Origin of the sequence: Frigidibacter oleivorans (assembly GCF_003993775.1) — a bacterium.
Classification (GTDB): Bacteria; Pseudomonadota; Alphaproteobacteria; order Rhodobacterales; family Rhodobacteraceae; genus Frigidibacter; species Frigidibacter oleivorans.
This window is the reverse complement of record NZ_RJRZ01000009.1, coordinates 57,207-76,414: the sequence shown is the minus strand read 5'-3', so window position 1 is coordinate 76,414 and position 19,208 is coordinate 57,207. Positions and strand designations below refer to the sequence as shown.

Genomic DNA, 19,208 nt, shown 5'->3' with positions numbered 1-19,208 from the left:
GCCTCCTCAGACCTTGATGTCGGTCATGATGCGCATGAACACGATGTTGACGGCGAGGAAGGCGAAGACGACCAGCACGGCCGGGATGAAGGCCGCGGTTTCCTTCACCTGGTCATAGTAGTCGGGCTTGATGACGTTCACGAGCACCAGCGCCACCAGCGGGAAGGCCGACAGGAACATGCCGGACCATTTCGCCTCGGCGGTGATGGCCTTCACCCGGCGGAACAGGCGGAACCGGGCGCGGATCACCTTGGCCAGCCCGTCCAGGATCTCGGCCAGATTGCCGCCCGCCTGCTGCTGGATCGTCACCGCCACGGCGAGGAAGCGCAGATCCTGCATGTCCATCCGTTCCGCCAGCGATTTCAGGCTTTCGGTCACGTCGCGGCCATAGGCGGCCTCGTCGGCGATCATGCCGAACTCGCTGCCCAGCGGATCGGCCACTTCCTTGGCGACGATCTGGATCGCGGAGGAGAAGGGGTGGCCCACCCGCAGGCTGCGCACCATCAGTTCCACCGCGTCGGGCAGCTGTTCCTCGATCATCGACAGGCGCTTCTTCGCTTTGCCGTTCACCCAGACATAGACGCCGCCGATCCCCATCGCGATGGCGATCACGATCCGGACCGAGGGCGCGGCCGAGGTGCCGAGCGTCAGGCCCGCATAGGCGACGACCCCCAGCAGCACCATCACCAGCATCAGCTGCCGGGGCGAGAAGGCGATATTGGCCTTCTGCGCCTTCGAGGCGAGCAGCGAATACAGCGGGATGCCGTTCGCCGTCAGGTGCTGGCTGGCCTCCTTGCGCAGCTGTTCCAGCACCTGTTCGCGCTGGCCGCCCTTTTCCAGCAGGTCGAGCCGCCGGTTCACCCGCGCGTTCAGGCTGATCGACTTGCCGAAGACCAGCAGATACAGCCCCTCGACCAGCAGAAGGACCGCGACGAAGATCAGGATGTAGATGATGGGGGCCGGGCTGATGGGCATGGCGCGTCTCCGTCAGGCGGCGGGTTCGTAGATGGCGGCGGGCAGGTCATAGCCCCACTGCTTGAACCGGTCGGCATAATGCGACCGGATGCCGGTGGCGGTGAAGCGGCCGATGATCTTGCCGTCGGGGGCGAGGCCCAGCCGTTCGTAGCGGAAGATTTCCTGCATCGAGATCACGTCGCCCTCCATGCCCGTGATCTCGGTGATCGAGACCATGCGGCGCGAGCCGTCCTGCAGGCGGCTGGCCTGCACGATCAGGTTGACCGCGCTGGCGATCTGGCTGCGCACCGCCTTGATCGGCATCTCGATCCCGGCCATGGCCACCATGTTTTCCAGACGGCTGATGCCGTCGCGGGCGCTGTTGGCGTGGATCGTGGTCATCGACCCGTCATGGCCGGTGTTCATCGCCTGCAGCATGTCGATAACCTCCTCGCCGCGGGTTTCGCCGACGATGATCCGGTCGGGGCGCATCCGCAGTGCGTTGCGCAGACAGTCGCGCTGCGTCACCGCGCCCTTGCCCTCGACGTTGGGGGGGCGGCTTTCCATCCGGCCGACATGCACCTGCTGCAGCTGCAGTTCCGCCGTATCCTCGATGGTCAGGATGCGTTCGGCATTGTCGATGAAGGACGACAGTGCGTTCAGCGTGGTGGTCTTGCCCGACCCCGTCCCGCCCGAGACGATGACGTTCAGCCGGGTGGACACCGCCGCCTGCAGATAGGCGGCCATTTCCTCGGTGAAGGCGCCGAAGCGGACGAGGTCGTCGACCTTCAGCTTTTCCTTCTTGAACTTCCGGATCGACACCAGCGACCCGTCCACCGCCACCGGCGGCACCATGCAGTTGAAGCGCGAGCCGTCGGCAAGGCGGGCGTCGACATAGGGGTTCGATTCATCGACGCGCCGGCCCACGGCGGACACAATCTTGTCGATGATCCGCAGCAGGTGGCGTTCGTCCTTGAAGGTGATGTCGGTCAGCGTCAGCTTGCCCGCCCGTTCGACGAAGATCTGCTGCGGCCCGTTCACGAGGATGTCGTTGACGGTGTCGTCCTTCAGCAGCGGCTCCAGCGGGCCGAGGCCCATCACCTCGTCATACAGTTCCTGGTTCAGGGTGGCGCGTTCGTCCTTGTTCAGGACCACGCCCATCTCTTCCAGCGCCTCGTTCGTGATGGCGCCGATTTCCTGCCGCAGGTCGGCCTCGCTCGCATGTTCCAGCGCCGACAGGTTCAGGTCGTCCAGCAGCCGCTTGTGCAGCTGGACCTTCAGTTCCGACAGCTTTTCCTTGCGCTTCTTTTCCTTGTCGGCGGCCACCGCCTGCGCGGCCTGCAGCGGCGCCGCCCCGTCCAGCGGCCGGCGCGACACGACGGGGCGCAGCTGTTCGGCGACGGGCGCGGGCGCGGCCTGGGCCTGCGCGGCGGGCGCCATCGGCGCGGGACCGGGGGCGGCAGGCTTCTTGTAGCGCGAAAACATCGGTTACCTTTCCCCTAGGGCACAGGCGGTCAGATCCGGCCGGCCTCGACCGCGCGGTTCAGATCGAACAGCGACTTGGCCAGCTTCTGGATTTCCTTGCGCAGCGGATTCTTGGCCGCCGCGTTCGACAGGGGCAGGCCGTGGTCATTGGCCTGCGTCACCTGACGGCCGCCATCGGGCAGCTGCAGCTCGATGGTGATGTCGAGGCTTTCGGCCAGCCGCTTGACCCGGCCCTTGGCGGACAGGTCGCCGAATTTCGGCGCGCGGTTCAGCACGTAGCGCAGCTTTTCCAGCGGCAATTCCTCGGCCTTCAGCGCGCGGATCATCCGCAGCGTGTTCTGGGCCGAGCGCATGTCGAGCTCGATCGGCACGAAATAGACATGGGCCTGGGTCAGCACCGCCTCGGTCCATTGCACCACGGCCGAGGGCATGTCGATGACGACGAAATCGAAGGTCGCGCGGGCGACGTCGATGACGCGGTTGATATCCTCGGAGGTGACGATGTCGAGGGGCAGCATCTCGGCCGGGGCGGTCAGCACATGCAGCCGCTCGCCGAAGGTGACCATCGACTGCACCAGCGTGTCGCCGTCCAGCTGGGCGGTGTCCGACAGCATGTCATAGACGGATTCGCGGCGCGGCAGGTCCAGGTAGGTGGCCACCGCCCCCATCTGGAAATCGAAGTCCAGCAGGCAGACCCGCGGGCCGCCGTCCTTGACCAGCGTCGCCAGTTCCCAGGCGAGGTTCACCGCGAAGGTCGAGGCGCCGGTGCCGCCGGCCAGCCCGTGGACCGGCAGCACGACGCCGTCGCGCTGGCCCGAGGGTTTGAAGCCGGGCGTCGCCGGGGCCGCGGCCTGCGGCAGGGGCGGCGGTTCGGCGGGCTGTGGCGCGGGGGCGGGCTGGCGCACCAGCCGCTCGATCGCGTCATGCAGCGCGCGTTCGGGCAGGGGATAGGGCAGGAAGTCGTCCGCCCCCGCGCGCAACAGCCCGTGCAGCGCGGTCGGGCTCAGCTGGTCGGCGATCAGGATCACCTTCACGCCAAGGTCGCGGGCACGGGCGATGATGCCCGAGACGCGGGTCAGGTCGGTTTCGTCCCGTTGATCGACGGCGATGGCGATGAATTCCAGCCCCGCGCCCTCGGGCTGGTCGAGAAAGGCCAGCGCATCGCCGATGGCGATGTCGCCCCAGCTTTCGCCCAGTTCGGCCTCCATGTCCTCGATCAGCAGGTCGAAATTCGCCACATCGCGCGACACGGTGCAGGCAAGGATCGGCGCCGGTTCCGGCTGCAAGGCGGGTGCTGCGTTGCCCATGCGTCTGGTCCTCTGGTCCGCGGGCCGGGTGGCCCGCGACGACTCTTGGTCGGGGTTGTTCCTCGACCGGACCGTGGGGGAAAATCGGGGCAGGATTGCGGCTGAAAAACCAAAATTGTGCGGAATCCGGCGACGGTGACAAAGCCGTGATGCGGATTGTCGGCGCCCCTTGCGGGGCCGCCGGCGGGCCGCACGGTCAGTTTCAGTCGCTCACGCCGGTGGTGCCGCCGGCAACCACCGTGTGCGGCTGCGTGGCGCTGGCCACATACTCGCGCTGGATCACCGCCGCGTATTTCCCGTTCAGCAGCGTGGGGTGCGACCGGACGAAGCCCGACACCTCGGTCACCGTGCGGCGGTTGCGCTCTTCCGGGGCCTGGGTCAGCACCAGCGGGCGCGTCTCGCCGAAGGAGACCACCGCCTCCAGCCGCGAGGTCGAGATCCCTTGCGTGCCGAGGAAGGCCACCACCGCCTGCGCGCGGCGCAGGCCCAGCGATTTGTTGTAGGCGTTCGTTCCGACCAGGTCGGTGTGGCCATAGACCCGGAAGCGAAGCTCGGGGAACTGGCGGATGAAATCGGCCTGCCGGCGCAGGATCGCCTGCGCCTGCGGGTCCAGCTGCGCGCTGTTGAAGGCGAAGTTCACCACCGGCGGCACCGCGGCGGCGAAGCGGCGGGTCAGGTCGACGACATAGTCGCGCTCGCCGGAATGGATCAGCACGTTGTCGGTCGCCGCCGTGCCGAAGGCGCCATCGGTGCCGTCGATCTGGCTGCCGACCTCGGCATTCGGGTTGCAGGCGACCAGCAGCGCCAGCGCGGCGCAGGCGGGGAACGTCAGGGCGGGGCGCATCGCCGTCACTCCATCACATAGCCGTAGGGGCCGCTGAAATCCTGCTTGGCGACTTCGGCGGCGGCGCCCGAGACCTTGCCCTGCAGGAACAGTTCGGATTCCGTCGGCAGGCGCAGCCGGTCGGTCGGCATCGCCAGCGCCTGTCCGCGGGTCGGCGTCACCAGATGCGGCGTGACGATGATGACCAGTTCGGTCTGCCGCCGCTCGAACTCCACCGAGCGGAACAGCGCGCCCAGCACCGGCACATCGCCCAGCCACGGCACCTGCCCGTTCAGGTCGGTGAAATCGTCCTGCAAGAGCCCGGCGATGGCAAAACTCTCGCCATCGCGCATCTCGACCGTGGTCGAGGTCTCGCGCCGCCGGAAGGCGTTGACGGTGAAGCCGCCGTTTTCGACCGTCACCCCGCTGTCGATGGACGAGACGGCCGCGTTCAGTTCCAGATTGATGATGTCGCCGTCGACGACGCGCGGCACGAAGGCCAGTTCCACGCCGAAGGGCTTGTATTCGATCGAGATGCCGCCGTCTTCGTCGGTCACCGGGATCGGGTATTCGCCGCCGGCCAGGAAATCCGCCTGCTGGCCGGACAGGGCGGTCAGGTTCGGCTCTGCCAGCGTGCGGACCATCCCCTTCGATTCAAGTGCCTCCAGCAGCACGCCCATCTCGAAGCTGCCGCGCGTCAGGTTGAAACCCAGCCCCGCTCCGTTGGAGGCGCTGTTGGCGGCATTGCCGGTATTGTTGCCATTCCCTGCGCCTGCATCGAAATTGCCGCGCGACACGCCCAGCCCGATCGAGGCGTTGAGGTTCTTCGACACGGTGCGCTGCATCTCGGCGAAGCGGACCTGCAGCATCACCTGCTGGGTGCCGCCCACGTTCATCAGGTTCGACACCCGGTCCGGCGCATAGCGCTGCGCCAGTTCCAGCGCACGGTCCAGCGCGGTGATGGATGACACGGTGCCCGACAGCACGATGCCGTCATTGGCGGTGCGGACCTCGATGGTCTCGCCCGGCAGCACCTGGCGGAGCCGTTCCTTGAATTCGGCAATGTCGGGCGTCACCTGCACCTCGACATTGGTCATGAGGCCGCCATCGGCACCGAGCAGCGTCAGCGTCGTGCGACCCGGCGCCTTGCCCAGCACGTAGATCGAGCGATCCGACAGGGTGGAGATATCGGCGATGCCGGGGTTCGCGATCGACAGTTCCGCGAAGGGAGCCTCGGATTCGACGACGACCGCCCGGTTCATCGGCACCGACAGCGGGGTCGAGACCGAGCCGTTCAGCACCCGCAACACTTCTGCCTGCCCGGCACCGCTGGGTCCGATCAGCACGGCACCCGCCATGCATCCGGCCCGAAGAAACCTTCTCACCATCCGCCAATCCTGCCTAACCGTAGCGCCTCTGCCCCGGAACTGGCGTCCAGGTTTGGGACAGGATGCGCGAAAACCCGTTTATATGCAAGAATCAACCGTTTGCCGGCGAGTCTTCGTGCGCGGGGCGGAAATGGCTGACGCGGCGGGCACTTGATCCGGCGCCGGGGGCGCCGCGGTCAGTTGGTGCAGGGGATCACCGTCTCGACCGATTCGCCGCCGCGATTGGTGCGGATGGTGCAGACCTTGGCGACCGGCGCGGCCTCGACCACCTGTTCCTGCTTCTCGATGCCCAGCAACTGGTCGCGGCTGACCTCGACGGCGTCGATCGCGGTTTCGTCGCCCACGCCGACCAGCGACAGCGTCAGTCGTCCCGTGGACTGTGCCAACGTCAGCGCCGCTACCTGCTGCGGCGTCGCCTCGACGGTGACGGTGCGGGCGATCTGGGCAATGTCGGTGATCTCGGAATCGGCGGTCTGGTCGATGGCGATCAGCTTCACCCGTGTGTCGATCAGCTTCGTCACCTGCTGCTCGCCGGAGGTGCCGGTCCAGAACACATCGACGAAATCGCCCGGGCGCAGGAAGCCCGACACGCCGCTCGACACGTCGACCTGGATGGTGAAGGCGCGCATCCCGGGGGCAAGGCGCGAGGTCAGGCCCGCATCCTCGCCGGGTTCGGTCACCTTGACCGACAGGATCGGCTCGAACGGTTCCAGCGCGCGCAGCACGATGCGGGTCTGGGGGCCGGTCTCGGGGAACAGCAGCTTGGGGTCGGTGAAGGCGCCCGGCGGGACTGAATCCTTCTGCCACTTGATCGCGACGACATCGGCGGCTGTCAGCGGCTCGCCGTATTTCTTCGCGATCTTGACGACCAGCACATCGGTCAGCGGCACGGCCTGCGCCTGCTGGGCGCGCAGGGCGTCGCGTTCATGCGACATCTGCGCCATGTAGCCCTGCGCCATGTAGACGGCAAACCCCGCCAGCGCGAGGCCGGCGATCAGCACGAGTCCGAAGACCAATCTCATGAGGCGCGCCTCCTTGGTGGCGGGGCCATACTGGCCGTGACGGCAAAGGCTTCTGCCGCGCAATTGCGGCGAAAACATGGTGCGGACGTGACACGGCGGAAACCGTGCGACGGTCCCGGCAGGATCGCGATCAGTCGTTCAGCGATCCGGCGCTTTCGATCGTGGTGGCGATGGTGTCGCCCTGGTCGGTCACGGGACCGATCAGCGCCATGCCGATGATCCCGCCCAACAGCACGACGGCCGAGGTCAGCACGACCCAGTCGACGGTGACGGCCCCTTCCTCGCGGCGGGCGAGACCGGCGACCGGTTCGGCCACGGTTCCGGTCCGCCGGGCGAGCACCAGCGCGGGGCGAAGAACCGGACGCAGCCCCGAAAGGCGGCGCGAAAGGCGGGTCATCCGAGACGGCATGCGGGCGGTCCTGTCGAAATGCGCGTCTTCGCGCGGGGCAGCGGAACGGAATAAGGGCCCCGGGCCGGTGGCACGGGGCCTCTGGTGTCAGGATCAGTTCGGGATCGTGTCGGCGGTCGAGATGTCGGTGGCGATGTTGCCCGACATGGTGCGGATCGCCGGGCCGATGGCGGTCATGGCGACGATGCCGAGGCCCACGACGGCGGCGGTCAGCACGACCCAGTCAACGGTCACGGCGCCGTCTTCGTCGTTGCGGAAGGTCTTGACGAGGTTGAACAGTTTCATGGTCTTCTCTCTCCTGGCTTCGCTGTTGCGCCGCGGCGGGTGGACGGTTGCGCCCCGTGTCCTTTCCGCTGCGGATGAGGATGTTCTGACCGCCGATCGTGGCGCGTTTGGGGCACCGCGGGGGAATTGTGGGTCCATTTTGCCGGTAATGCCGGGGCGCAACGGCCGCGCGGCGACAGTGGGGGGCGGCCGCGGACCCGCAGGGCGCTGCGGAAACGGCGAACGCCCGCGCGGGGGGCGCGGGCGTCTTCGGTGCTGGCCGATGCGGTCGCCCGAAGGCGGACGGATCAGTTCGGGATCGTGTCGGCGGTCGAGATGTCGGAGGCGATGTTGCCCGACATGGTGCGGATCGCCGGGCCGATGGCGGTCATGGCGACGATGCCGAGGCCCACGACGGCGGCGGTCAGCACGACCCAGTCAACGGTCACGGCGCCGTCTTCGTCGTTGCGGAAGGTCTTGACGAGGTTGAACAGTTTCATGGTCTTCTCTCCAGGTTTTCGCTTTGATCCACCCGCCCGGCTTCCCGCTGCGGTATGAAGGTCTTTTCACCCCGGAACGTGGCGCAATCTGGGCGTGCCAGAGGAAATTCGGGGGTATCTCTCTGGTATTGCAGGGGCGTCCGGGCCACGCTTCGGCAGGATCGAAACCGGGATGGCTGGCGCGCGGCCGCGATTCTTGCGACACTGCCACCAAAGATAACAACGGGCAGTGAACAGGACCGGCACGATGGTGCATGGGTTTCGGGGCGTGGCGGCCGGTGGCGCCGTCCTCGGTCTTCTGATGGCAGGTGGCCTTCTGGCACAGACGCAGGGTGCGGCCGCGCAGCAGGCCGCGGCCCGTGACGTCGTGAAGGCCGTGGTGCCGTCGGAAAAGCCTGACGAGGCGCTGCCCGCCTCGCCGGTCGCGCCGGACCCGAACCCGTCGGCGCTGCCGCAACCCGCCCCGGCAGTCCCCGCCCCCTATCCCGACTTTTCGGCCAAGCGCATCAGCGTGCCGAAGCCCGGCACCGCCAAGCGGATCACGGTGCAGATCGACCCGGCGGAACAGGCGCGGATGCTGGCGGCGGTGATGCCGCCGCCCGAGGTGCCGATCCCGCGCGGCGGCGATGGCGGGCTGGCCCCGCCCGCAGTGCCGGGCAGCTATGAGTGGTTCTGGCAGACGGTGTCGCCCAGCCTCGGCCAGGCGCAGGGCCGGTTCCCGCAGGCGCTGGCCGCGCTGGCGCAGGGGCCGGGCGGATCCTCCGTCGCCGCGCCCCGGTTGCAGCGCCTGCAGGAAATCGCCACCGCCCATGGGCGCGACATCCTGATGGCGACCATCGGCACGCAGGTGTCGCCGGCGCTGGTGCTGGCGGTGATCGGGGTGGAAAGCGGCGGCAGGCCGGCGGCGGTGTCCTCGGCCGGGGCGGTGGGGCTGATGCAGCTGATCCCGGCCACGGCCGACCGGTTCGGCGTGACGGATTCGGCCGATCCGGTGCAGAATATCCGCGGCGGCGTCGCCTATCTGGACTGGCTGATGCGCGAATTCGACCGCGACCCGCTGATGGTGCTGGCGGGCTACAACGCGGGCGAGGGCGCGGTCCGGGCGAATGGCGGCGTGCCGCCCTATGCCGAGACGCGCGACTATGTGCCCAAGGTGCTGGCGGCGTGGCAGGTGGCGCGGGGCCTGTGCCTGACCCCGCCGGAACTGGTCAGCGATGGCTGCGTCTTTCGCCTGCCGCAGGGCTGACCGTCAGCCCGCGAACCCGGCCCCGGACCTCAGCCCTGGAACACGTCCGCCCATTCGGGATGGCGCCGCCGGAGCCCGTTCACGAAGGGGCAGAGGGGGACGACCTTGAACCCCTCGGCCCGCGCGTCGGCCACCAGCCGTTCCACCAGCGCCCGTCCGGCGCCGGTGCCGCGAAAGCTGTCGGGGACGCCGGTGTGATCGGCGATCACCAGCACCGGCGAGGCGATGGAGAAGGTCAGTTCCGCCTCTTCGCCGTCGCGGCGGATGACGTAGCGGCCCTTGGACCCGGCGATCTCTTTCGCGATGTCCATGCCCTCAGCCAACGATCGTCGCCTCGGTCGAGGCGCGCAGCTGGTCCTCGGTGACGCCATCGGCCAGTTCGACGATCCGCAGCCCGCCCTCGACCACGTCGAGAACGCCCAGATTGGTGATGATCCGGTCCACCACCGCCTTGCCGGTCAGCGGCAGCGTGCATTCCTTCAGCACCTTCGATTCGCCGGCCTTGTTGGTGTGGTCCATCACCACGACCACCCGCTTCACCCCGGCGACGAGGTCCATCGCCCCGCCCATGCCCTTGACCAGCTTGCCCGGGATCATCCAGTTCGCCAGATCGCCCTCTTCCGACACTTCCATCGCGCCGAGGATCGCCATCGCGATCTTGCCGCCGCGGATCATGCCGAAGCTCTGCGCCGAATCGAAATAGGCGGAATGGGGCAGTTCGGTGATCGTCTGCTTGCCCGCGTTGATCAGGTCGGCATCGACCTTGTCCTCGGTCGGGAAGGGGCCCATCCCCAGCATGCCGTTTTCCGACTGCAGCGTGACCATCATGCCGTCGGGAATGTAGTTCGACACCAGCGTCGGAATGCCGATGCCGAGGTTCACATACATCCCGTCCTGCAGTTCCTTGGCGGCGCGGGCGGCGATCTGGTTGCGGTCCCAGGGCATGTCTTCCTCCTCTGACGGCGCGAACAGGCGCCGGACGCATGATTAGGGCAAGTGCGGCGCTGCGGAAAGCCCTTGCGGCGCGGGCTCTGCCGCAAGGCGCTGCATCCAGGCGGCATAGACGAGATGGCCGAAGGCCGCGTTCATGTGGCGCAGGTCCGGCCGGAGGGGCGTGGCGCCGGGGGCCGCATCCGGGCCGGGCCGGGCAAAGCGGTCGGCGGTGGCGAAGGGGCCGGCGCGCGTCTCGTCCGGCTGGAACAGGCAGCCATAGCCGCGCGCGGAAAGGGCCTCGCCGATGATGCGTTCGTACAGCGCCTCGATCTCGGCCGCGGCGGGAAGGCCGCGCAGCCCGGCGATGGCCCGGTCATGGCCCCAGCCGCGCTCGCCCGCGCGCAGCAGCGGGTAGGGCGCCGGGGCGACGGTGATGCGGGCATCGGGGCCGAACTGGGCCAGCACCTGATCGGCGGCCAGATCGACCAGCGCCCGGATGGCATCGGTGACGAAGGCCAGCGACAGGCTGCGCGCCGCCCCGCGCGAGGGGTGATCCCAGATGTCGACATCGCGCAGCAGCGCCGCGATGTAGAACAGCCGGAACCGTTCGCCAACCAGCAGGATCCGGTCATGCGGCCGCAGGTCGATGCGGTCGCGCCCGTTCCACTCGATCGCCTTGCGCGGGCCGGTGGGATGGTCCGGGTCGGGGCCGAAATACCCTTCGGCATCGCGCCGGGCGGTGGCGAAGGCGCCGCCGGGCAGGGCATACCACTGGGGGCGCCGGTCGGGCCAGTCCGCGGCGATCGCCGGTTCCGCCATGCGCAGCGTGCCCGCATGCGAGGTGCCGATCACCAGCAGGCGCGGGCGGGCCCCGTCGCGCATGTCGCCCGGATCGCTCATTGCCGGAAGGCCTCCAGCAGCGCCTCTTCGCAGAGGAGGTCGTCCTCCTCGTCGTCCGTGTCCCCGGCAGCATCGGGGCCGGGCGCTGCCGCAGGGGTCTGGCCGGCCTCGCCGGTGAAGGCCGCCAGCAGCGCCGCGGCCCCCTGCTGCGAGGGCGCGCCGCCGGCCGGGTCCAGCAGCGCGCCGCGCGCGGCGGGATTGGTCAGCAGCTCCCATGCCGGGAAATAGGCGGCGGTGCCGGCCTCTTCCGCCTCGGCCATCGCCACCCGCAGCAGCGCCTTGGCCGCCGCGCCCCCGGCCGGATCGGGCGAGATGGCCAGCACCAGCCGGGCCTGCGGCGCCAGCTGCGCCAGAAGCGCGCGCAGGGCGGCGATCTCATCGCGAAGGCCGGGCAGGCTCGTCTCCTCGACCCGGTGGCGGTGCGGGGGCGGGGCCGGGCAGGCCGCACCGGTGTCCGGGTCCAGCCAGACGCGGGTGTCCGAGGGCGCGATCAGGACAAGGGTTGCGCCGGCCAATCCGCGCGCCAGATCGACCAGATGCTGCGCCCGCGCCGCGGCCACTGCCTCGGCCGAGGGCAGGCCGGCGGGCTCGACCCCGGGGCGGCGCCCGTCGACGAAGCGCCCGGCGCGATCCCCGTCCAGCGGCCAGGCACAGGCCTCCCACCCGGTCGCGCCGGCGGCCTCGGCCAGGATTTCCAGCGCCAGCCGCAGCGTCGGCACCGGGCCGGTCCGGGCCGAACCCGCGCCCCAGCCATAGCGCGCCAGCACCGGTTCGGGGAGGCGCACCGGCAGCGGCTCGGCCTCGATCGCGTTCCAGCCGGTTGCGGCCAGCCCCCGGTGCAGCGCGGCGGCGACGCTGCCGCCGAGGCTGAACAGCCGGTCGTCACGGGCGGGCGGGGCTGCCAGCCGCCAGAGGTCGGATATGGCGGCCGGGTCGGCCTCGGCCACCGCGCTGCGCCAGAAGGCGCGGGGCGGCAGGCGGCTGTAGGGCGATCCGGCCAAGGCTCCGGTCCCGTGCGCGCCGCGCCGGCCGTCAGGCGGCGCGGACGGTGCGGTTCTCGATCCGCTTCTCGTGCTCGCCCTGGATCAGGCGATGCACATAAATGCCCGGCAGGTGGATGTGATCGGGATCGAGGCTGCCGGTCGGCACGATTTCCTCGACCTCGACCACGCAGATCTTGCCGCAGGTCGCCGCAGGCGGGTTGAAGTTGCGCGCGGTCTTGCGGAACACCAGGTTGCCGGTCTCGTCCGCCTTCCAGGCCTTGACGATCGACAGGTCGGCCACGAGCCCGGTTTCGAGGATATAGGTCTCGCCGTTGAAATCCTTGTGGTCCTTGCCTTCGGCGATCACGGTGCCCACGCCGGTCTTGGTGTAGAAGCCGGGGATGCCCGCGCCGCCCGCCCGCATGCGCTCGGCCAGCGTGCCCTGCGGGTTGAATTCCAGTTCCAGTTCCCCCGACAGGTACTGGCGCATGAATTCCGCGTTCTCGCCGACATAGGACGAGATCATCTTCCGGATCTGGCGGGTCTTCAGCAGGATGCCCAGCCCGAAGTCATCGACGCCGCAGTTGTTCGAGGCGATGGTGATGTCCTTCGTGCCCGCGTCGCGGATCGCCGAGATCAGCAGTTCGGGAATGCCGCACAGGCCGAAGCCGCCCGCCGCGATCAGCATGCCGTCGAACAGCAGCCCGTCGAGCGCCTCGCCTGCGCTGCCATAGACCTTCTTCATCCGATCCTCCCTGGGTCAACTCGCCTCGGGTTGTGGCAAGCGCGCCTGTGCAAGTCAATCGGCCGCGCCCCGTTGTGCCGCGCCGTGTCTTGCCGGGCCTGTGGCGGGGCGGGGGCTATTCCCCCGCCGCCTTGCGGGATGCCGCAGTCCCGGTCGCGCCCTTGGCCGCGGTCTTCGCAGCCCCGGCCTTGGCCGCCGGCTTCTTCGCCGCGGGTTTCTTTGCTGCCGTCTTCTTCGCCGCCGGCTTCGTCGCGGCCTCCGCCCCGGGGGCCGCCGCACCGGCCGCCCTGGGTTTGGCCGCGGCCTTCTTCGCGGGCTTCTTGCCGCTTTTCCCGGCCTTCGCCGCCACCAGTTCCAGCGCCTGGTCCAGCGTCACCGCCTCGGGCGTCATCTCCTTGGGCAGGGTGGCGTTGACCTTGCCCCATTTGACGTAAGGGCCATAGCGGCCCGGCATCACCTGAACCGGCCCGCCATCCGGATGGTCGCCCAGCTCGCGCAGGGGCTGCGCGGCGGCACCCCGGCCCGGGCCGCGCGCCGCCTTCTGCGCCAGCACCTCGACCGCGCGGTTCATGCCGATGGTGAAGACCTCCTCGACATCGGGCAGGTTGGCATAGACCGAGCCGTGCTTGACGAAGGGGCCGAAGCGGCCGATCCCGGCCTCGACCGTCACCCCGTCCTCGGGATGCGGGCCGATGGCGCGGGGCAGGTCCAGCAGCCGCAGCGCCCGGTCCAGATCCATATCCTCGGGCGACCAGCCCTTGGGCAGGCTGGCGCGCGGCGGCTTCGGCTGATCGGCCGTCGCCTCGCCGCGCTGGACATAGGGCCCGAAGCGCCCGGATTTCAGGCTGACCTCCAGCCCCTGCTCGTCGAGCCCCAGCACCCGGTCGGCGCCGCCCGCGCCCTCCTCGCCGCCCGAGATCGGGCGGGTATAGCGGCAGTCGGGATAGTTGGAACAGCCGATGAAGGCCCCGCCCGACCGCGCCGTCTTCAGGTTCAGCCGCCCGGTGCCGCAGGTGGGACAGATCCGCGGATCGCCGCCATCCGCCCGCGCCGGATAAAGATGCGGGCTGAGGAATTCGTCGATCTTCTCCAGCACCTCGGTGATGCGCAGCTCGCTCGTCTCGCCGATCGCCGCCGAGAAGTCGCGCCAGAACCGGGCGAGCACCTCCTTGTAATCCCGCGACCCGGCCGAGATGTCGTCGAGCTCGCCCTCCAGATCGGCGGTGAAGTCGTATTCGACATAGCGGCGGAAGAAGTTGGTCAGGAAGGCCGTGACCAGCCGCCCCTTGTCTTCGGGGATCAGGCGGTTCTTGTCCTTGCGCACATATTCGCGGTCCTGGATCGTGGTGACGATCGAGGCATAGGTCGAGGGCCGGCCGATGCCGAGCTCTTCCATCCGCTTCACCAGCGTCGCCTCGGTATAACGGGGCGGGGGCTGGGTGAAATGCTGTTCGGGCGTCACCTCGCGCTTGTCGGCCCGCTCGCCCTGCATGATCTGCGGCAGGCGACCCTCGTCATCCTCGGCGGTCTCGTCGCGGCTTTCGTCATAGACCTTCAGGAACCCGTCGAAGAGCACGACCTGACCCGTCGCGCGCAGGCCCACCTGCCCGTCGGCGCTGGTCACGTCCACCGTGGTCCGCTCCAGCCGCGCCGCCGCCATCTGACTGGCGATGGTGCGCTTCCAGATCAGGTCATAGAGCCTGCGCTGGTCGGCATCCGTCACCGGCAGCCGGTCGGGCGACAGCGCCATGTCGGTGGGGCGGATGCATTCATGCGCCTCCTGCGCGTTCTTGGCCTTGTTCTTGTACATGCGCGGGCTGTCCGGCACGTAGGACGCGCCGAACCGGTCGCGGATCGCGTCGCGCGCGGCCATCACCGCCTCGGGCGCCATGTCGATGCCGTCGGTCCGCATATAGGTGATATGCCCCGCCTCGTAGAGCCGCTGCGCCGCCGACATCGTGGCCTTCGCCCCCATGCCGAACTTGCGGCTCGCCTCCTGCTGCAGGGTCGAGGTCATGAAGGGCGGGTAGGGGTTGCGGCTGGCGGGCTTCGATTCGACCGCGGCGACGGTCAGGTCGCGCGAACGGATCGCCTGCACCGCCAGTTCGGCCTGTTCCGCCGTCGCGATGTCGAAGCGGTCGAGCTTGCGCCCGCCCAGAACCGTCAGCCGGGCCGTGAAGTCCTGCCCGCGCGGGGTGGTCAGCATCGCCGTCACCGACCAGTATTCCCGGGCGCGGAAGGCCTCGATCTCCATCTCGCGCTCGACGATCAGCCGCAGGCAGACCGACTGCACCCGGCCCGCCGATTTCGCGCCGGGCAGCTTGCGCCACAGCACCGGGCTGAGGTTGAAGCCCACGAGATAGTCGAGCGCGCGGCGCGCCAGATAGGCCTCGACCAGTTCCATGTCGACCTCGCGCGGGGCCTTCATCGCCTCGGTCACCGCGGATTTGGTGATGGCGTTGAAGGTGACGCGGCGGACGGTCTTGCCCTTCTTCAGGCTGGAGGCAAGCGCCTGCTGCAGGTGCCAGCTGATCGCCTCGCCCTCGCGGTCGGGGTCGGTGGCGAGGATCAGCGTGTCATCCGTCTTCAGCGCCTCGGCGATGGCGCGGACATGCTTCTTGCTGTCGGCCGCCACCTCCCAGGTCATGGCGAATTCATGCTCGGGATCGACCGAACCGTCCTTGGCCGGCAGGTCGCGGACATGGCCGAAAGAGGCGAGCACCGTGTAATCCGACCCGAGATACTTGTTGATCGTCTTGGCCTTGGCGGGAGATTCGACGACGACGACGGCCATGGGATCCTCTTGACGAACTGTACGGGCAGGCACGGGCCGAGCGGCAGGCGCCGGGCCGTCTGGCGGGGAAGTTTGGCGGGGGAACATGTCGTGGCTGCGGCCGGAATGTCAATGGAGGGGGCGGCAGCGGTGGCCGGCAGGTCCCGGCGAGGGGCGGGCTGCGGCGGACAGGGGCCGCCGCGCTGCGCCGCCGACCGGGGGGACGGCGCGCGGGCAGGTGCGGCAGGTGCGGCCTTTGCGCCAGGGCGGGCGGAGCGGCGGGGCAGGCGGCAGCGGTGGCCTGCAGGTCGCGGCGAGGGGCGGGCTGCGGCGGACAGGGGCCGCCGCGCTGCGCCGCCGACCGGGCTGCCGACAGGGGCGGCAGGAGCGGCTTTTGCGGAGGGGCAGGCGGAAGCGGCGGCGGGAGGTGGTCGCGCACTCCGGTCCCCCCCCGAACCGTCTCCACATCCCGGTGCCATGTGCAGCGGGCTGCGCCCGCCGAGGTCCGCGCCGCCGTCAGTTGAGCCGGGACAGCAACCCCCCGGGCGCGCGCAACACCCGGCCCTCCAGTTCCAGCGTCAGCAATTCCGGCGCCAGTGCCGAGGCGGGCAGGGCGAGGTCGCGGATCAGCTGGTCCTCGGCCAGCGGTGCGGCGGCGAGACGGTCGAGGATCTGGCTGTGCAGCGCGGCGGTTTCCGCGAGGCTGCGACGGTCGGCGGCCTGGTCCGACGGCCCCGAAGAGGCGCCACGGGACGTGCCAGGGGGCTTTTTCGCGGGCGTGCGGGCGGCGTTCTCGCCGGCATCGGAATCGGCGTCGGCGTCGGCGGAGGGCGGCGTCCCGGGCGGGCGACGGTCCGCATCCGCGCGGGGTGACACAGGTTCCTCCGCCCGCGGCTGCGGTGCGGTGCCGTTCCGCAGGGGCAGTCCGCGGGTGCCGCCGGCTGTCAGCGCCTCGATCACGTCCTCGATCCCCCGCACCAGCACCGCGCCGTCGCGGATCAGCTGGTTGCAGCCGCCGGCGCGGGCATCGACCGGATGGCCGGGCACCGCCATCACCTCGCGCCCCAGGTCCAGCGCGTCGCGCGCGGTGATCAGGCTGCCGGAGCGGGGCGCGGCCTCGACTACCACCACCGCCTCGGCCAGTCCGGCGATGATGCGGTTGCGCTGCGGAAAGTGTCGCGCCTGCGGTTCCAGCCCGGGCCGCTGTTCCGACAGGCGCAGGCCGCGTTCCGCGATGGCGGCGGCCAGTGCGGCGTTTTCGGCGGGGTAAAGGATGTCGATGCCCCCGGCCTGCACGGCGACGGTGCCGCCGGCCAGCGCGGCGTCATGGGCGGCGGCGTCGATGCCGCGGGCGAGGCCCGAGACCACGACATGGCCCGCCTCGGCCAGACCCTGCGCCAGCCGCCGCGCCATGCGCAGACCCAGCGACGAGGCGTTGCGGGCACCGACCAGCGCCACCATCGGCCGCGTGGACAGATCGCTGCGCCCGAGGCACCACAGCAGCGGCGGCGGATCGGGAAGGGTCAGCAGGCGGGCGGGATAGCCGGGGCCACCGGCATGGACCAGCCGCGCCCCGGCCCGGCGTCCCGCCGACAGTTCGGCGCGGGCCACGGATTCGGGGCAGGGCATGTAATTCTCGACGCCCGCGTCGCGGGCGACCCCGGGCAGGGCGGCGAAGGCCGCGGCGGCGTTGCCATGCTCGCCGATCAGCCGCCAGAAGGTCGCGGGGCCGACCCTGCGGGAGCGAATGAGACGAAGCCGGACAAGCTCATCTTCCTCCGTGGTGGGTGGGGTGAAGGGGGTGGAAAAAGAAAACGAACCGTCATCCATCCGGGCCTCCGCCTCATTCGCGGGGCCTTGATAGCGCGCCGAGGGTTAACGCCCGGTTTACGCCATCCGATTCGGGATCAGGCCGCCGACCCGCCCACCGTCAGCCCGCCGATCAGCAGCGTGGGCTGGCCCACGCCCACCGGCACCCATTGCCCGGCCTTGCCGCAATTGCCCATGCCGGGGTCCAGCGCCAGGTCGCTGCCGATGGCGCGGATCTGCTGCAGCGCGGTCGCCCCGTCGCCGATCAGCGTGGCGCCCTTCACCGGCTCGCCCACCACGCCGTTGCGGACGCGATAGGCCTCGGTGCAGGAAAAGACGAACTTGCCGCTGGTGATGTCGACCTGCCCGCCGCCGAAGCCCACGGCCCAGATTCCGTCGCGGATGCCGGCCACCACATCGCCCGGTGCCGCATCGCCGCCCAGCATGTAGGTGTTGGTCATCCGCGGCATCGGGATATGGGCATGGCTTTCGCGCCGCCCGTTGCCCGTGGGCGCGACCCCCATCAGCCGGGCGTTCTGGCGATCCTGCATGTAGCCCACGAGGATGCCGTCCTCGATCAGCACGTTCCGGGCCGAGGCGGTACCCTCGTCATCGACGCTGATCGAGCCGCGGCGGTCGGGCAGGGTGCCGTCGTCGAGCACCGTCACCCCGGGCGCGGCGACCCGCTGGCCCAGAAGGCCCGCGAAGACCGAGGTCTTCTTGCGGTTGAAGTCGCCCTCCAGCCCGTGGCCCACCGCCTCGTGCAGCAGGATGCCGGGCCAGCCGGGGCCGAGCGCCACGTCCATCACCCCCGCCGGCGCGGCCACGGCGTCGAGGTTGACCAGCGCGATGCGCAGCGCCTCGCGCGCGACCGATTCCCAGTGATCCCGCTCCAGCAGCCGGGCGAGGCCGAACCGCCCGCCGCCGCCGGCGCTTCCGCTTTCGCGCCGGCCGTCGCGCTCGACGATCACCGCGACATTCAGTCGCGCCATCGGCCGGATGTCGGTCACAAGGCCGCCCTCGGGCCGCAGGATCGCCACTTCCTGATGCGCGGCGGCGAGGCTCGCCGTCACCTGCACCACCCGCGGATCGAGCGCGCGGGCGAAGGCGTCGATCTCGCGCAGCGTGTCGAGCTTGGCGGCGAAGGCCGCATCGGCCATCGGATCGGCATCGGTATAGAGCCTGCGGTTGGTCCCCGCCGGCGCATCGGCCAGCACGCCGCCGCCATCGCCCACCGCCAGCCGCGTCGTGTCCGCGGCACGCCGCAGCGCCGGCTCGGAAATCTCGGTCGAATGGGCATAGCCCGCCACCTCGCCCAGCACGGCGCGCAGCCCGAAACCCTCGGAGGCGTCGTAGCTTGCGGTCTTCACCCTGCCGTCGTCGAAGACGATCGCTTCGGACCGGCGGCGTTCGAGGAACAGCTCGCCATCCTCGGCACCGGCCACCGCCGCCCGCAGGACCGCCAGCGCCCGGTCGCGGTCGAGCAGGGTTTCGAAGGGGGCAAAGCGGTTCGTCATGGGCGTGAATCCCGTCCTTGATACAGATCAGATGCGGCGCCGTGCCGCACGGTTTTGCTTGTCGCTCAGTGGACAATATGATTTTAGGATGGCGTCTTACAACGCGGGCGGGCCATCAAATCCGACGCGCGGCGGCAGGGAGAGCCGCCC

At 69.8% G+C, this 19,208-nt stretch carries 18 protein-coding genes; 1 reads left to right on the top strand and 17 read right to left on the bottom strand.

Annotated elements, in window-relative coordinates:
• Window positions 1-6: 6 nt before the first annotated feature.
• The 9 genes from EEY80_RS12355 to EEY80_RS12315 all read right to left on the bottom strand — a co-directional run bounded on the left by EEY80_RS12355 (window position 7) and on the right by EEY80_RS12315 (window position 8,152).
• Entirely contained in the window at window positions 7-975 is a 969-nt protein-coding gene (locus tag EEY80_RS12355; protein WP_126976881.1) for a type II secretion system F family protein, read from the bottom strand.
• Window positions 976-987: 12 nt separating this feature from the next.
• Window positions 988-2,439: a CpaF family protein gene (locus EEY80_RS12350; RefSeq protein ID WP_126976880.1), complete on the bottom strand. Its 1,452-nt coding sequence runs from the start codon at window positions 2,437-2,439 to the stop codon at window positions 988-990.
• Between the two features lie 29 nt (window positions 2,440-2,468).
• Window positions 2,469-3,746, bottom strand: a complete 1,278-nt coding sequence (locus EEY80_RS12345) for an AAA family ATPase (protein ID WP_126976879.1) — start codon at window positions 3,744-3,746, stop codon at window positions 2,469-2,471.
• Window positions 3,747-3,948: 202 nt separating this feature from the next.
• Window positions 3,949-4,590 carry an OmpA family protein gene (locus EEY80_RS12340; protein ID WP_126976878.1) on the bottom strand — a complete coding sequence of 214 codons (642 nt, stop codon included), beginning with the start codon at window positions 4,588-4,590 and terminating at the stop codon, window positions 3,949-3,951.
• Between the two features lie 5 nt (window positions 4,591-4,595).
• Entirely contained in the window at window positions 4,596-5,927 is a 1,332-nt protein-coding gene (locus EEY80_RS12335) for a type II and III secretion system protein family protein (protein WP_235829833.1), read from the bottom strand.
• A gap of 206 nt (window positions 5,928-6,133) precedes the next feature.
• Complete coding sequence (gene cpaB / locus EEY80_RS12330; RefSeq protein WP_126976876.1) at window positions 6,134-6,979, bottom strand: Flp pilus assembly protein CpaB; 846 nt, start codon at window positions 6,977-6,979, stop codon at window positions 6,134-6,136.
• A 130-nt stretch (window positions 6,980-7,109) separates the two neighbouring features.
• Window positions 7,110-7,376 carry a hypothetical protein gene (locus EEY80_RS12325; protein ID WP_126976875.1) on the bottom strand — a complete coding sequence of 89 codons (267 nt, stop codon included), beginning with the start codon at window positions 7,374-7,376 and terminating at the stop codon, window positions 7,110-7,112.
• A gap of 105 nt (window positions 7,377-7,481) precedes the next feature.
• Window positions 7,482-7,673, bottom strand: coding sequence for a Flp family type IVb pilin (locus EEY80_RS12320; protein WP_126976874.1), 192 nt, complete (start codon window positions 7,671-7,673; stop codon window positions 7,482-7,484).
• Window positions 7,674-7,960: 287 nt separating this feature from the next.
• On the bottom strand, window positions 7,961-8,152 hold the full coding sequence (locus EEY80_RS12315; protein ID WP_126976873.1) for a Flp family type IVb pilin: 192 nt from the start codon (window positions 8,150-8,152) through the stop codon (window positions 7,961-7,963).
• A gap of 247 nt (window positions 8,153-8,399) precedes the next feature.
• Between EEY80_RS12315 and EEY80_RS12310 the strand changes: the two genes are divergently transcribed.
• Window positions 8,400-9,398 (top strand): lytic transglycosylase domain-containing protein, encoded by a 999-nt coding sequence (locus EEY80_RS12310; RefSeq protein WP_235829828.1) that lies wholly within the window; start codon window positions 8,400-8,402, stop codon window positions 9,396-9,398.
• Window positions 9,399-9,427: 29 nt separating this feature from the next.
• Here the strand turns inward: EEY80_RS12310 and EEY80_RS12305 are convergent, their stop codons facing one another.
• The 8 genes from EEY80_RS12305 to tldD all read right to left on the bottom strand — a co-directional run bounded on the left by EEY80_RS12305 (window position 9,428) and on the right by tldD (window position 19,058).
• A complete protein-coding gene (locus EEY80_RS12305; protein ID WP_126976872.1) occupies window positions 9,428-9,709 on the bottom strand; it encodes a GNAT family N-acetyltransferase in 282 nt (93 codons plus the stop codon).
• Window positions 9,710-9,713: 4 nt separating this feature from the next.
• The gene (locus tag EEY80_RS12300) at window positions 9,714-10,343 is read right to left on the bottom strand and encodes a 3-oxoacid CoA-transferase subunit B (RefSeq protein ID WP_126976871.1); all 630 of its coding nucleotides are present in this window, start codon (window positions 10,341-10,343) and stop codon (window positions 9,714-9,716) included.
• 42 nt (window positions 10,344-10,385) lie between these two features.
• On the bottom strand, window positions 10,386-11,231 hold the full coding sequence (locus EEY80_RS12295; protein ID WP_126976870.1) for a hypothetical protein: 846 nt from the start codon (window positions 11,229-11,231) through the stop codon (window positions 10,386-10,388).
• Complete coding sequence (locus EEY80_RS12290; protein WP_126976869.1) at window positions 11,228-12,232, bottom strand: GSCFA domain-containing protein; 1,005 nt, start codon at window positions 12,230-12,232, stop codon at window positions 11,228-11,230. Before EEY80_RS12290 ends, EEY80_RS12295 begins: the two co-directional genes overlap by 4 nt.
• Before the next feature lie 31 nt (window positions 12,233-12,263).
• Window positions 12,264-12,959 carry a CoA transferase subunit A gene (locus EEY80_RS12285; protein WP_126976868.1) on the bottom strand — a complete coding sequence of 232 codons (696 nt, stop codon included), beginning with the start codon at window positions 12,957-12,959 and terminating at the stop codon, window positions 12,264-12,266.
• Between the two features lie 115 nt (window positions 12,960-13,074).
• Window positions 13,075-15,753 (bottom strand): type I DNA topoisomerase, encoded by a 2,679-nt coding sequence (topA, locus tag EEY80_RS12280; RefSeq protein ID WP_126976867.1) that lies wholly within the window; start codon window positions 15,751-15,753, stop codon window positions 13,075-13,077.
• Between the two features lie 495 nt (window positions 15,754-16,248).
• Window positions 16,249-17,562 (bottom strand): DNA-processing protein DprA, encoded by a 1,314-nt coding sequence (dprA, locus tag EEY80_RS12275; RefSeq protein WP_126976866.1) that lies wholly within the window; start codon window positions 17,560-17,562, stop codon window positions 16,249-16,251.
• 77 nt (window positions 17,563-17,639) lie between these two features.
• The gene (gene tldD, locus EEY80_RS12270; protein WP_126976865.1) at window positions 17,640-19,058 is read right to left on the bottom strand and encodes a metalloprotease TldD; all 1,419 of its coding nucleotides are present in this window, start codon (window positions 19,056-19,058) and stop codon (window positions 17,640-17,642) included.
• Window positions 19,059-19,208: the final 150 nt, after the last annotated feature.

Coding starts and splice junctions, on each gene's coding strand:
- EEY80_RS12340 (WP_126976878.1), bottom strand. CDS start 4,590: ATGCGCCCCGCCCTGACGTTCCCCGCCTGCGCCGCGCTGGCGCTGCTG.
- cpaB (WP_126976876.1), bottom strand. CDS start 6,979: ATGAGATTGGTCTTCGGACTCGTGCTGATCGCCGGCCTCGCGCTGGCG.
- topA (WP_126976867.1), bottom strand. CDS start 15,753: ATGGCCGTCGTCGTCGTCGAATCTCCCGCCAAGGCCAAGACGATCAAC.
- EEY80_RS12305 (WP_126976872.1), bottom strand. CDS start 9,709: ATGGACATCGCGAAAGAGATCGCCGGGTCCAAGGGCCGCTACGTCATC.
- tldD (WP_126976865.1), bottom strand. CDS start 19,058: ATGACGAACCGCTTTGCCCCCTTCGAAACCCTGCTCGACCGCGACCGG.
- EEY80_RS12295 (WP_126976870.1), bottom strand. CDS start 11,231: ATGAGCGATCCGGGCGACATGCGCGACGGGGCCCGCCCGCGCCTGCTG.
- EEY80_RS12345 (WP_126976879.1), bottom strand. CDS start 3,746: ATGGGCAACGCAGCACCCGCCTTGCAGCCGGAACCGGCGCCGATCCTT.
- EEY80_RS12285 (WP_126976868.1), bottom strand. CDS start 12,959: ATGAAGAAGGTCTATGGCAGCGCAGGCGAGGCGCTCGACGGGCTGCTG.
- EEY80_RS12310 (WP_235829828.1), top strand. CDS start 8,400: ATGGTGCATGGGTTTCGGGGCGTGGCGGCCGGTGGCGCCGTCCTCGGT.
- EEY80_RS12320 (WP_126976874.1), bottom strand. CDS start 7,673: ATGAAACTGTTCAACCTCGTCAAGACCTTCCGCAACGACGAAGACGGC.
- dprA (WP_126976866.1), bottom strand. CDS start 17,562: ATGGATGACGGTTCGTTTTCTTTTTCCACCCCCTTCACCCCACCCACC.
- EEY80_RS12315 (WP_126976873.1), bottom strand. CDS start 8,152: ATGAAACTGTTCAACCTCGTCAAGACCTTCCGCAACGACGAAGACGGC.
- EEY80_RS12335 (WP_235829833.1), bottom strand. CDS start 5,927: ATGGCGGGTGCCGTGCTGATCGGACCCAGCGGTGCCGGGCAGGCAGAA.
- EEY80_RS12325 (WP_126976875.1), bottom strand. CDS start 7,376: ATGACCCGCCTTTCGCGCCGCCTTTCGGGGCTGCGTCCGGTTCTTCGC.
- EEY80_RS12350 (WP_126976880.1), bottom strand. CDS start 2,439: ATGTTTTCGCGCTACAAGAAGCCTGCCGCCCCCGGTCCCGCGCCGATG.
- EEY80_RS12300 (WP_126976871.1), bottom strand. CDS start 10,343: ATGCCCTGGGACCGCAACCAGATCGCCGCCCGCGCCGCCAAGGAACTG.
- EEY80_RS12355 (WP_126976881.1), bottom strand. CDS start 975: ATGCCCATCAGCCCGGCCCCCATCATCTACATCCTGATCTTCGTCGCG.